Source organism: Chryseobacterium cheonjiense (genome assembly GCF_012927265.1).
Lineage (GTDB): Bacteria > Bacteroidota > Bacteroidia > Flavobacteriales > Weeksellaceae > Chryseobacterium > Chryseobacterium cheonjiense.
This window is the reverse complement of the sequence record NZ_JABBGF010000002.1, coordinates 580,764-593,667: the sequence shown is the minus strand read 5'-3', so window position 1 is coordinate 593,667 and position 12,904 is coordinate 580,764. Positions and strand designations below refer to the sequence as shown.

The 12,904-nt window shown below is 36.7% G+C and carries 10 protein-coding genes; 9 read left to right on the top strand and 1 reads right to left on the bottom strand.

All coding sequences use genetic code 11. The features are described from left to right. The 4 genes from HHL20_RS13295 (at window position 1) to HHL20_RS13280 (ending at window position 5,607) form a co-directional block, all read left to right on the top strand. On the top strand, window positions 1-2,160 hold the full coding sequence (locus HHL20_RS13295) for a patatin-like phospholipase family protein (RefSeq protein WP_169231660.1): 2,160 nt from the start codon (window positions 1-3) through the stop codon (window positions 2,158-2,160). Window positions 2,161-2,164: 4 nt separating this feature from the next. After that, entirely contained in the window at window positions 2,165-2,581 is a 417-nt protein-coding gene (gene ybeY, locus HHL20_RS13290; protein ID WP_169231659.1) for an rRNA maturation RNase YbeY, read from the top strand. A 226-nt stretch (window positions 2,582-2,807) separates the two neighbouring features. Then, a complete protein-coding gene (gene mnmG / locus HHL20_RS13285) occupies window positions 2,808-4,670 on the top strand; it encodes a tRNA uridine-5-carboxymethylaminomethyl(34) synthesis enzyme MnmG (protein WP_169231658.1) in 1,863 nt (620 codons plus the stop codon). Window positions 4,671-4,785: 115 nt separating this feature from the next. Further along, complete coding sequence (locus HHL20_RS13280; RefSeq protein ID WP_169231657.1) at window positions 4,786-5,607, top strand: class I SAM-dependent methyltransferase; 822 nt, start codon at window positions 4,786-4,788, stop codon at window positions 5,605-5,607. A 215-nt stretch (window positions 5,608-5,822) separates the two neighbouring features. Here the strand turns inward: HHL20_RS13280 and HHL20_RS13275 are convergent, their stop codons facing one another. Further along, window positions 5,823-7,013, bottom strand: coding sequence for a phosphoglycerate kinase (locus tag HHL20_RS13275; protein WP_169231656.1), 1,191 nt, complete (start codon window positions 7,011-7,013; stop codon window positions 5,823-5,825). 640 nt (window positions 7,014-7,653) lie between these two features. On the opposite strand from HHL20_RS13275, the gene rpiB reads away from it, so the two are divergent. The 5 genes from rpiB (at window position 7,654) to HHL20_RS13250 (ending at window position 12,843) form a co-directional block, all read left to right on the top strand. Next, window positions 7,654-8,088 (top strand): ribose 5-phosphate isomerase B, encoded by a 435-nt coding sequence (gene rpiB / locus HHL20_RS13270; RefSeq protein ID WP_169231655.1) that lies wholly within the window; start codon window positions 7,654-7,656, stop codon window positions 8,086-8,088. Window positions 8,089-8,435: 347 nt separating this feature from the next. Then, window positions 8,436-10,589, top strand: a complete 2,154-nt coding sequence (gene rnr / locus HHL20_RS13265) for a ribonuclease R (RefSeq protein WP_169231654.1) — start codon at window positions 8,436-8,438, stop codon at window positions 10,587-10,589. 211 nt (window positions 10,590-10,800) lie between these two features. Further along, complete coding sequence (locus tag HHL20_RS13260) at window positions 10,801-11,487, top strand: LysE family translocator (protein WP_169231653.1); 687 nt, start codon at window positions 10,801-10,803, stop codon at window positions 11,485-11,487. After that, entirely contained in the window at window positions 11,484-12,419 is a 936-nt protein-coding gene (locus HHL20_RS13255; protein WP_169231652.1) for a S66 peptidase family protein, read from the top strand. Before HHL20_RS13260 ends, HHL20_RS13255 begins: the two co-directional genes overlap by 4 nt. 52 nt (window positions 12,420-12,471) lie before the next feature. Further along, the gene (locus HHL20_RS13250; protein ID WP_169231651.1) at window positions 12,472-12,843 is read left to right on the top strand and encodes a YraN family protein; all 372 of its coding nucleotides are present in this window, start codon (window positions 12,472-12,474) and stop codon (window positions 12,841-12,843) included. Window positions 12,844-12,904: the final 61 nt, after the last annotated feature.

The following is a 12,904-nucleotide window of genomic DNA, read 5'->3' as shown; positions in this document are numbered from 1 at the left end:
ATGAGAAAACTCCTGATCCTTTTAATGGCATTTCAACTGTTTTTGATTCAGTCCCAGGTAAAAAAAGATCTGGTGATTCCGAAAAATCCCAGGATTGGTTTGTCACTTGCAGGTGGAGGAGCTAAAGGATTTTCTCATGTGGGTGTGCTTAAAGTGCTGGATTCTTTAGGCGTTAAAGTAGACTATATTGCCGGAACCAGTATGGGAGCGATTGTCGGTGGTTTATATGCTTCAGGGTATTCCGGGAAGGAAATAGAAAAAATCGTAATGGATACCGATTTCTATTCATTGATCATGGATCCTAAAGCAACAAGGCAGGAAACCTCTTTTTTCAATAAATCTGTAGACAAATACCTCCTTACCATTCCTCTGAAAAACGGAAAGATTACCCTTCCCTCTTCCATCAGCACCGGACAGAAAAATGTGTATCTGTTGAAAGAGCTTTTCAAGAATGTTTCTAATATTAATGACTTTTCAAAGCTGCCCATTCCTTTCATGTGTGTTGCAACCAATCTGGAAAGCGGAAATATGGAAATCTTTGAAAAAGGAGATCTGGTACAGTCTATCATGGCGAGTTCGGCATTTCCTTCTTTAATGGACCCTGTAAAAATCGGCGACAGCATCTATATTGACGGGGCAATGACGGTAAATTATCCTTCAAAACCTTTAAAGGATAAAGGGATCGACATTGTGATTGGCGTAGATCTTAATCAGGATCTATCCAAAAGAGAAGATCTTGGAAATATCATTTCCATTCTGAATCAGGTGATTGATTTCGGTATTAAAAAAGATACCAGAAGACAGTATAAATATACCGATATCAATATCAAACCCAATCTCACCGGAATGACTGCTACAAGCTACGACGAAAAGAAAAAAATCCTTGATAGCGGCTATGCTGAAGGCATGAAATATTCCAAAATTCTGGACGAACTTCCAAAACGTCCATTTGACCGCCTCAGACAGCGCATAAATCCCATTTATTCCAACGTATATAAGATAGACAGCGTTGCGATAGAAGGAGGCCGCATTTACGGTAAAAACTATGTTCTCGGGAAAATGGGACTACGGCTCCCATCTCTACAGACATACGGCAGCATTAATAAGAAAATTGATAAGCTCGTTTCAACCAACAATTATAAATTTATCAATTACGATATCATTTCAGAAAACGACGCCAACTATCTCAAACTATACGTTACGGAAGATAACACTCGAAATTTTCTCAAATTCGGATTACACTATGATGAAATCTTCAAAACAGGCCTTCTTCTCAATTATTCTGCCAAACGTCTTTTATTCTTAAATTCAAATCTTTCCCTTGATGTCGTTGTAGGAGATAAACCGAGATATTATTTAAATTACTTCATCGATAACGGATATATTCCCGGATTCGGAATCTATTCATCCGGAATGAGCTTTAATATTAAAGACATCAACAATTACGAAATAGATAAGTGGACATGGCTCCGTAATGAAGCCTATATCCAATCCATATGGAAGGATAAATTTGCGGTTGGAGCAGGAATCAGCCACGATTATTTCGAGGCAGAAGCCAATGGGAATAACCAAAGGTATAACCGTTTTTTAAATCCTTATGTATTTTTAAAGAGCGATACCCAGAATGATAAGGACTTCCCTACCCGCGGCATTTACATTAATGCAGAAGGTAAAGTAATTGACCTTATGAAATCAGAAGTCGACAAAAGACTGGTACAGGTAAAAGCAGATATCAGGATTAATATTCCGCTTTCAAAGCAGTTTGCGTACCGTCTTAATCTTTACGGAGGAATTTCCATCGGAGAAAACCTTCCGCAGTACTATCAGTACAGGCTGGGCGGAATTTTTGAGCAGAATATCGTTAACTTCAGAAGTTTTGCCGGATTTTACTTCGGGCAGCTGAACAGCAATAATGTGGTTCTGATCTGTAATGATCTTCAGTTCAAATTCAACAAAAACTATTTCATTAGCGGAAATTTTTCTTTCGCCAATCTCTCAGACGATATCAGTTTCGAAGATACCGTAAAACTTAACTACAGCTCTGTAGGACTTACAGCAGGGTACAAATCTCCGTTCGGACAGATTAAAATAAACTTCAGTCATTCACTCAAAAATAATCAAAAAGGCATATTCAGTGTAATTTTAGGACACTGGTTTTAATACGATGATACAATTCTTTTACGAAAACTTACCCGAAACAGTTAATACAGACTACAAACCCTGGCTGGAAGACATCGTTCTTTCAGAAGGCAAAAAGCTTGGCGAAATCAATTATATATTTTGTGACGACGAATATCTGCTTAAAGTAAACCAGGATTACCTGCAGCATGATTACTATACCGACATCATTACTTTCGACTATGTAAAAGGAAGAACGATAAGCGGAGAGATTTTCGTATCTTTGCAGCGCGTTTCAGATAACGCTTCTACTCTTTCAAAAGATTATGAAGAAGAACTGAGAAGAGTTTTAGCACATGGTGTTCTTCACCTTTCAGGATACAAGGATAAGTCGGAAGAAGAAGAACAGCTGATGCGAAGCAAAGAAGATTTTTATTTAGCAAAATACAGCAGTGAAAGTTAGACTATCAATAAATAACATTGATAAGTAATTTTTCCAGGAGCTGAATACCGCTCTCCGCACTCGCTATTTTCTTTTTTTTTAAAAAAGAAAATGAGCTCAAACAATTGCTGCGATCGGGGCTAAAAAGACGTATTACAGGCGATTTCAGGCCGTAATTCTACTCGATGTTTCACGTGAAACATTTATAAAAAAGATTAAAATTTGAAGCTTAAAACAAGCGAAAAAGATGATTTCAGAAATATATGATGTAATTGTAGTTGGTGCAGGTCATGCAGGATGCGAAGCTGCCGCTGCAGCAGCCAATCTCGGATCAAAAACACTGCTTATTACAATGAATATGCAGACGATCGGGCAAATGAGCTGCAACCCCGCAATGGGTGGGATTGCTAAAGGACAAATTGTTCGTGAGATTGATGCAATGGGAGGCTATTCCGGAATTGTAGCCGACAAATCAGCCATCCAGTTTAAAATGCTTAACCTTTCAAAAGGTCCTGCTATGTGGTCTCCGAGAACACAAAACGACAGAATGCTTTTTGCAGAAGAATGGCGTCTTGCATTGGAAAATACTCCCAATCTGGACTTCTTTCAGGATATGGTAAAACAGCTTATCGTTGAGAATAATAAAGTAACAGGTGTGGTTACTTCATTGGGAATCGAAATAAAAGCACATTCTGTGGTTCTTACCAACGGTACTTTCCTGAATGGATTAATACACGTTGGAGACAAACAATTAGGAGGAGGAAGAATGGGCGAACCCAGAGCTTTCGGCATTACCGAACAGCTCGTTTCATTAGGTTTTGAGGCCGGAAGAATGAAAACCGGTACTCCACCGCGTGTAGACGGAAGAAGTCTTGATTATTCTAAAATGGAAGAACAAAAAGGAGACGAAAACCCTCAAAAATTCAGCTATTTAGACACTCATAAATTAACCAAACAATTAAGCTGTCATATTGTTTATACCAATGAAACAGTACATGATATTTTACGTGAAGGATTCGACAGAAGTCCAATGTTCAACGGTACCATTCAGAGTTTAGGACCAAGATACTGTCCGAGTATTGAAGATAAAATCAACCGTTTTGCAGAAAGAAACAGACACCAGCTGTTCGTAGAACCGGAAGGATGGAAAACAGTAGAAATTTACGTTAACGGATTCAGTTCTTCCCTTCCGGAAGATGTACAGATTAAAGCCATGAAGCATATTCCGGGCTTTGAAAATGTAAAAGTATTCCGTCCCGGTTATGCTATTGAGTATGACTACTTCCCTCCTACCCAATTAAAGCATACCTTAGAAACAAAGTTGATCGATAATCTATATTTTGCAGGTCAGATCAACGGGACAACCGGCTATGAAGAAGCTGCCGGACAAGGTCTTATTGCAGGTATTAATGCTCATAATAAGGTACACGAAAAAGAAGAATTTATTCTCAACAGAGATGAAGCTTATATAGGAGTTCTCGTTGATGATCTTATTACCAAAGGTACGGAAGAACCTTACAGAATGTTCACTTCCAGAGCTGAGTATAGACTCCTGCTTAGACAGGATAATGCAGACATCAGATTAACACAAAAGGCGTTTGAATTAGGGCTTGCAAAAGAAGAACGACTAAAAAGAGTTGAAGAGAAAATCTCTAAAAGTGAAGAACTTGAAAGCTTTCTGCGCGAAACTTCTTTAAAACCGGGAATGATTAATCCTATTCTGGAAACTATTGAAAGCAGTCCTGTTGATCAGGCTTACAGAGCAGCACAAATCCTTACCAGACCCAATATGACACTGGAAAAACTTGAAAATATTGAAGCCATTAAAGAATATGCATTAAAATATGACGATGAAGTAAGAGAGCAGGCTGAAATCAATATCAAGTATAAAGGATATATCGAAAAGGAAAAAGAAAATGTAGCCAAATTAAACAGACTGGAAAATATTAAAATTCCTGAAGACTTTGATTATATTAAAATATCAAGTCTATCTTCTGAAGCAAAACAAAAAATGTCTAATGTAAGACCGAAAACAATTGCTCAGGCAGGAAGAATCAGTGGTGTTTCACCGGCTGATATAAACGTTTTACTGGTCTATTTAGGACGTTAAATGATAAATGTTTCACGTGAAACATAATTATATTTAGAGTAAAAATTAAGGTGTTTTTAAGCCTTTAATAAGATTAAAAACACCTTAATTTTATTTATAAAAGAACCGCATTACAATGAAAATTAAAGATCATTTTCTTTCTAAGGAAATATTTGAAATCAAGGAAACCGAAACTAAAGGTGTTTATAGGACCTCCCCTATTCCATCCAATATTTCTGCTTATTATGAAAGTGAAGATTACATTTCCCACCATCAGGATTCCGGAAGTCTGAAAGAAAAATTATATAAATTCTTGCAGTCTTTCAATCTGCAATATAAGAAAACAATTTTGTTGGACAGGATTCCTAAAAATTCACGAGTATTGGATTACGGTTGCGGTGCTGGCGAATTTGTGAAATATATAGAAAATGATTTTGATACATTCGGGTTTGAACCGGATGCAGATGCCAGAAATGCCGCAGCGAATAAAATATCAAAAGCTGATATTTTGGATGATATTAATAAAATCGAAGATCACAGCCTTGATGCTATTACCCTTTGGCATGTTTTCGAGCATATCGAAAATCAGGATGAAATGCTGGAAATTTTCAATAAAAAATTAAAAGAAAAAGGACTTCTTATTATTGCAGTTCCCAACCCTACTTCTTACGATGCAAAACATTATAAAGAATATTGGGCAGCTTATGATGTGCCGAGACATATTTACCATTTTTCAAAAAAAGGAATGGAAAATCTCATTTCGAAAAAACCGAATTGGAAATTGAGAAAAATTAAACCATTGGTGCTTGATTCATATTACATCTCCATGTTGAGCGAAAAATACCAAAAATCTTCCTTATTTTGGCTAAAAGCGATGATCTATGGAACGATTTCGAACGTAAAAGCCCTTTTTTCTAACGAATTTTCGAGTTTGATATACATAATCGAAAAAAAGTAGAAAATGGAAATTTAACCTGTTTCTGAAGGTCGTTTTTATAACATATTGCTGAAAATTTGTTAGTAAATAAGAAATTTAGAAAATATTTAGCTTTTTTTAATCTTAATTAAAGTCGCTGAGAATCGCTTAAAAAATTTTTACTCAACCTTATTTAAGAATATACAAAATAAAACCCAGCAGATTTGCTGGGTTTTAATTTATGTAAAAAAAATTTCTTATTGATTAATTGCTGCAACTCCGGGAAGCTCCAAACCTTCAAGACTTTCAAGCATCGCACCACCACCGGTAGAAACATAGCTTACTTTTTCATCATACCCGAATTGCTTCACAAATGCAACACTGTCTCCTCCCCCAACTAATGAGAAAGCTCCCTGTCTTGTCGCCTCGGCAATACTGTCTCCTAAAGCAACAGTTCCTGCAGAAAAATTAGACATTTCAAAAACACCGATCGGTCCGTTCCAAAGAATCGTTCTTGAATCCAGCAGTACATCATTAAACTGATCTCTTGATTTCGGTCCTGCATCAAGACCCATCCATCCTTCAGGGATAGAATATATATCTGCTTCCTTTCTTTCGGCATCATTGCTGAAACTTTCTGCAATAATCGTATCCGAAGGTAGATAAACTTTCACTTTATGTTCTTTGGCTTTACCTAAAATTTCCAGTGCCAAAGGTAGTTTGTCTTCTTCCACAAGAGAATTCCCTATCTTACCACCGAGTGCTTTAATAAATGTAAAAGCCATACCGCCACCGATAATTAAATTATCTACAGCCGGCAGTATATTTTCTATAATCGTAATTTTAGTAGAAACCTTAGATCCTCCAAGTATCGCAGTTACAGGTCGTTCCCCGGATTTTAATACTCTATCAATTGCCTGAAGTTCTTTAGCCATCAATAAACCGAAAAATTTAGTTGAAGGGAAAAATTTAGCAATTACAGCTGTAGAAGCATGCGCTCTGTGTGCAGTTCCAAATGCATCATTCACATACGCATCACCCAGTTTTGAAAGACTTTCAGCAAAAGCTTCATCCCCTTTTTCCTCTTCGTTATGAAAACGCAAATTCTCCAATAAAAGAATTTCTCCGGCTTTAAGATCGTTTGCAGCCTGCTCAGCTTTCTCTCCTACACATTCGTCAACGAATTTTACCTGGTGACCCAATACATTAGATACTTCCTCTACAATATGCTTTAGCGAAAATTCATCTTTCACTTCTCCTTTCGGTCTGCCAAGGTGCGCCATAAGGATCACGGAACCTCCGTCCTGAAGAATTTTATCGACTGTAGGCTTTACGGCTACTATACGGGTATTGTCTGTTACTTTCAGCTGGTCATCCTGAGGAACGTTGAAATCTACCCTTACCAGTGCTTTCTTACCGTTAAAATTGAAATCATTGATTGTTTTCATATGTACATTTATATTATTTCTTCGGTCATAGGCAGCCCACAGCACCTGCAGAATCTTTATATATCTGCGGCCAGCCGGCTCCAATCATATCGTTGAGTTTTTCTTTTCACAAATGTAAGATTTTAAAATTTTTGAATTGCCGCAACCCGACAAAAGTTTTCAGAAAAGTTTCCCGCAAACCCAACATACAACTATCAACAATTTTTTTTCTTCTTAAAAAAAGAATACGCTATTGTTGTTGAGTGTTGTGAATTTAGGGGATAAGTTTTCGTGATAATTTTCATAACAGGTAATCTTAGGTTCAATTCACATTTTATTTACATTGTAATATGTTGTAAATCTGATTTTTCACTGCGTTACTAACAATTATTGATAACTTTTCCCCAATTTCCTTTATGGATAACTGATTTATGGAAAAAGTCAACAATTCCTGCCAGAAAGTTTTTTGAAAATTTTAACATTTTATTAGGTCGTACTTTCCATTACAAATTTTTTCAATGTTACGAAACATTTATTTTACCGGAGTTATCCACAGTTGTTCACAATGCTTTTCACAAATTACCCCCGAAAGACTAACAAAGATTGTTATTATTCTTACCTTTGCTATGAAATAAATCTAATAAAGACTAAATAGACGGTTATGAAAAGAAAAATCGCCATTGCCGCAGACCATGCAGGCTTTGAATATAAAGAGATTGTTAAAAACTATTTATCAGAAAACTTTGAAGTTCAGGATTTTGGAACGTTCTCCACAGACAGTGTGGATTATCCTGACTTTGTACATCCGGCAGCAACATCGGTGGAAAATGGAGAAAATGAACTCGGGATTTTATTCTGCGGAAGCGGGAACGGTGTTCAGATCACTGCCAATAAACATCAGAAAATACGCTGCGCACTTTGCTGGATGCCGGAAATTGCTTCACTGGCAAGACAGCATAACGACGCGAATATGATTTCCATTCCTGCAAGATTCATTTCCAAAGAACTGACCATAGAAATTGTTGACAGATTTCTCTCTACAGATTTCGAAGGCGGAAGACATCAGAACAGAGTTGACAAAATAGCATACTGCTAAACGATAAAGGCTTGTAAATCAAATTACAAGCCTTATTTATTTTTTATTTTGTATATTTGCAGTGTCCGGCAGATTTACCATTCTGTCATTTCCACGAAACCAATTATCATATTAAAAGATATTTGATAAAAGGTTTTTCCATACACTTCTCCATTTTTGTATTAAATTTATACAAAACTAAAAGTTCCGTCACTGAAAAAGTTGGAAGGAAAATTGATGTTGCTGTGATAAAATGAGTTTAGCTTGTTTCTTCAGTCTGCATGTTAATCTTTCTTATCTGTAATAGATTAAATGCTTCAGGAAGATGCAACAGCTGTATACTCACAATTATAATTAAAATTTAAAAAATGCCAAAAAAAAGAAAATATATAAGTCAGAAAAATGATCATAAACTGCAGGAAATCGGGAGACTGATCCTGCGTTTTATGAATGAAAATTCAACGAAAGTCTATAATTATAAGCAGATTGCAGAAGGAATAGACTATAAAAATCCAAGACAGCGGGAGCTTGTAATCCAGGCACTCCACAAGCTGCAGGCTACTGAAAGAATAAAAGAAACCGAAAAAGGGAAATATATCGTTAACCTTAATATTAAAGGAACACTTACCGGAATCATCGATTTCAACCAGTCCGGAAATGCCTACGTTAATGTTGAAGGTCTGCAGGATGATATCTTTATTCACTCCAAAAATGTAAAAGATGCATTGCAGGGCGATAAAGTATTAATTGTTACCTATACCTATAAAGGCAAAAAACTCGAAGGTTCCGTTCTTGAAGTATTGGAAAGAGGAAGAACCGAGTTTGTGGGAACACTTCAGGTAGTTCCCCATAAAGATTTCGGATTTGTGGTTTGTGATAAAAAAACCATTAATACGGATATTTTTATTCCAAAAGGAAATTTCGGCGGAGCCAATGACGGCGATAAGGTTATTGTAAAAATGACCGAATGGAAGCCGGGTGACAAAAATCCGGAAGGTGAAATTATCCAGGTTTTGGGAGCTCCGGGAGAGCACGAAACGGAGATCCACTCTATTCTTGCTGAATACGGGCTGCCATACCAGTTTCCTGAAGAAGTAGAAAGAGATGCCGACAAAATAGACAGAAGTATTAATGAAGCTGAAGTGGCTAAACGCTGGGACATGCGTGGAATTACAACTTTTACCATAGACCCTAAAGATGCCAAAGATTTTGATGATGCGCTTTCTATCAGAAAACTGGAAAACGGAAACTGGGAAATCGGGGTTCATATTGCTGATGTTTCGCATTATGTAATTCCGGGAACTATGCTGGATGATGAAGCATACCAAAGAGCTACATCCGTTTACCTAGTAGACCGTGTGGTACCGATGCTTCCTGAAGTACTGAGTAATGACGTCTGTTCACTCCGACCGAATGAAGATAAATTCACGTTTTCAGCAGTTTTCGAATTGGATGATGACGCAAAAATTAAAAAGCAATGGTTCGGAAGAACGGTTATTCATTCCGACAGAAGATTTACCTATGAGGAAGCTCAGGAAAGAATCGAAACCAAACAGGGCGATTTGCAGAAAGAAATCAATGTATTGGACAGGCTTGCAAAAATAATGCGTGCAGAACGAATCAGAAAAGGCGCCATTACGTTTGACAGAAGCGAAGTAAGGTTTAATCTTGATGAAAACAACGAACCTATTGGCGTGTACTTTAAAATTAGTAAGGATTCCAATCATCTTATTGAGGAATTCATGCTCCTTGCCAATAAAAAAGTTTCAGAATTTATATCCCTGAACAAAAAAGGAGATATTACCCAAAATACCTTTATTTACAGGGTTCACGATGATCCGGATCCAGCAAAACTGGAATCGTTGAGAGATTTTGTTTCGACTTTCGGTTATAAAATGGATCTGGCCAACAGTAAAAAAGTAGCCGAATCTCTGAATAAATTATTACACGACGTAAAAGGTAAAGGCGAAGAAAATATGATCGAAACCCTTGCTATGAGAAGCATGAGCAAAGCCGTCTATTCTACGGAACCGATTGGTCACTACGGTCTCGGTTTTGATTTTTATACCCACTTTACCTCTCCTATCCGTCGTTACCCGGATCTTATTGCCCACCGCTTGTTGCAGCATTATCTTGACGGAGGAAAATCTCCGAACAAAGCTGAACTTGAAGAAAAGGCAAAACACTGCAGTTCTATGGAGCGCCTTGCGGCAGATGCAGAAAGAGATTCCATTAAATTCATGCAGGTGAAATTTATGGAGAAACATCTGGGCGAAACGTTCACAGGAGTAATTTCCGGTGTTGCAGAATTTGGTTTCTGGGTTGAAATTCCTGAAAATGGCGCAGAAGGGTTAATTAAACTGAGAGATCTTGTAGACGACTCTTATTCGTATGATGCTAAAACTCACGCCGTATATGGTATGAGACATGGGAAACGCTATCAGCTGGGAGATCAGGTACAGATCAAAGTCGTAAAGGCTAATCTGATCCAAAAGCAACTTGATTTTAAAATTGTTGAGTAAAATTAAGTACCAAAAAAAATTTAATAAAAACTCCGTTTCAAATTAATGTGAAACGGAGTTTTGTTTTTATGATAAAAAATATTCTAATATTTCCATTAAATATTTAAAATAATACTTTTCTTAAATCCAGAGTTATTGAATAATTAAATCATAAAGTTTAAATTTGTATAAATGAATGGAAGTTTCGCACTTTCATTTAAAAAATTACTTGATGTTTGAACTTATATTATCTGCAATCGTATTAGGATTCATGCTGAGCCTGGTTTTTATCGGACCAATATTTTTCCTTTTAATAGAAACCAGTTTTTCCAGAGGCCCAAAACATGCATTAGCTTTGGATATCGGAGTAATCTCTGCCGATCTTCTCTGTATACTGGCAGCATATTATGCAAGTGCGGATATTGTAACTTTAATCGACAAACATCCCGGATTTTACAGAATTACCGCCATTCTCATCTTTGTGTACGGAATTGTAATGATGGTCACAAAAACCAAAATGCACATTCCCGGAGAAGAAAAATTCATTAATCAGAATTATTTTAAGACTTTTATCAACGGCTTTTTCTTCAATCTGCTTAACGTGGGAGTCATTCTTTTCTGGCTGGTAACGGTAATCTCTGTAAGAAATCAGTATCCCGATACCGGCAATTTTGTTTTATACATCGGCATTGTCATTGCCACTTACCTGTGTATCGACCTGGCAAAGATTTTCCTCGCCAAACAGTTTCACGATAAGCTTACGCAGAAATTAGCCAACAGAATCAGGCGAATCGTCGGCGGAATTCTTATTATCTTCAGTTTCTTCATTTTTTTACAAAGCTTCAAAAAGTTTAATCAGTTCGACAAGAGACTTGAAGAAGCCGAAAAAACCGAAGTAAAATATCAAAGAGAGCAATGAAAAAAATAATTTTCCCGAAATCTTTAAAGAAAGGCGACAAAATAGCGGTTATCTCTCCTGCAGGCGCAGTAGAAGCTTCACAGCTTGAGAAAGGAATCGAAATGATTAGAAGCAAAGGATATGAACCTATTTTGGGAGAGCATCTTTACACTACTTTCTCCCATGGCTACCAGTATGCGGGAACAGAAGCAGAAAGAATACAAGATATCAACTGGGCGTTGAATGATGATGAAATTTCAGCGGTTTGGGCCTCGAGAGGCGGTTATGGCTGCCAGCATCTGTTGGAAAACATTAATCTTAAAAATTTTTCTAAAAATCCGAAATGGTACATCGGGTATTCTGATAATACCGTCATACAAAGTTATCTGCTTAAAAAGGGTTTTGCTTCCATACACGGGCAGACGGTGAAAACTTCGAGTTTCGGAGTAACAGAAGAAAGCTATGAACTGATTTTTGATATTTTAGAAGGAAAAACTCCAAATTATAGCTTAAAATCACACCAATTTAATAAAACGGGTTCTTGCGAAGGGCAATTGATTGGAGGTAATTTAGCCCTCGTTTATGCACTTTTGGGAACCGATTATTCATTTAAGTTTAAAAATAGAATATTATTTATAGAAGATATTGGTGAAAACTTTTATGCCTTAGACAGAATGATGATGAGCCTGGAGCTGGCTAGTGTTTTTAAAAAGATTAGCGGATTAATTATCGGCGGTATGACCAATATGGGAACCGAAAAGGAAAATACTTCGTATAACGACAGTTTTGATAATTTAGCCTATCAGCTTATTTCAGAAAGAATTGCAAAATATAAATTTCCTGTAATCTTTGGCTTCCCGAACGGGCACATCAAAGATAACAGACCTTTGATTATTGGCGGAAATGTAAAATTAGAAGTTAAGGATCAGGTCAATATTAAATTTGAAAATTAAATTATGGCTTATTTTAATATGTAACTTTCAAACCCTCAACCCTCCACTGAAAATGGCAGAACACAATGATTTAGGAAAAAAAGCAGAAGAGCTAGCCGCCGGGTTTTTATTAAAAAACGGCTATAAGATCCTGGCAAGGAACTTCCGGTATCAGAAAGCAGAAATTGATATCATTGCGGAAAAAGATAATCTGATTATTATCTGTGAAGTAAAGGCACGCTCTACTGATGTCTTTAATCTTCCTCAGGAGTCGGTGAATAAAAAGAAAATCAAGCTCCTGGTTTCTGCGGCAGATTATTACCTGAAGGAATTTAATGTAACGAAAGAAGTACGGTTTGATATTATCTCCATTCTTCCGGATAAAAAAGAAAACTTACTGATTGAACATATTCAGGATGCGTTCGAAGCATTTGATGCCAATTAGAATAATATAAAAAATATACAATGTAAGATTATCAATATTTAGACAACTGAATGTTAGACTG

Coding starts and splice junctions, on each gene's coding strand:
- rnr (WP_169231654.1), top strand. CDS start 8,436: ATGCCAAAAAAAAGAAAATATATAAGTCAGAAAAATGATCATAAACTG.
- rpiB (WP_169231655.1), top strand. CDS start 7,654: ATGAAAAGAAAAATCGCCATTGCCGCAGACCATGCAGGCTTTGAATAT.
- ybeY (WP_169231659.1), top strand. CDS start 2,165: ATGATACAATTCTTTTACGAAAACTTACCCGAAACAGTTAATACAGAC.
- HHL20_RS13295 (WP_169231660.1), top strand. CDS start 1: ATGAGAAAACTCCTGATCCTTTTAATGGCATTTCAACTGTTTTTGATT.
- HHL20_RS13280 (WP_169231657.1), top strand. CDS start 4,786: ATGAAAATTAAAGATCATTTTCTTTCTAAGGAAATATTTGAAATCAAG.
- mnmG (WP_169231658.1), top strand. CDS start 2,808: ATGATTTCAGAAATATATGATGTAATTGTAGTTGGTGCAGGTCATGCA.
- HHL20_RS13255 (WP_169231652.1), top strand. CDS start 11,484: ATGAAAAAAATAATTTTCCCGAAATCTTTAAAGAAAGGCGACAAAATA.
- HHL20_RS13260 (WP_169231653.1), top strand. CDS start 10,801: ATGTTTGAACTTATATTATCTGCAATCGTATTAGGATTCATGCTGAGC.
- HHL20_RS13250 (WP_169231651.1), top strand. CDS start 12,472: ATGGCAGAACACAATGATTTAGGAAAAAAAGCAGAAGAGCTAGCCGCC.
- HHL20_RS13275 (WP_169231656.1), bottom strand. CDS start 7,013: ATGAAAACAATCAATGATTTCAATTTTAACGGTAAGAAAGCACTGGTA.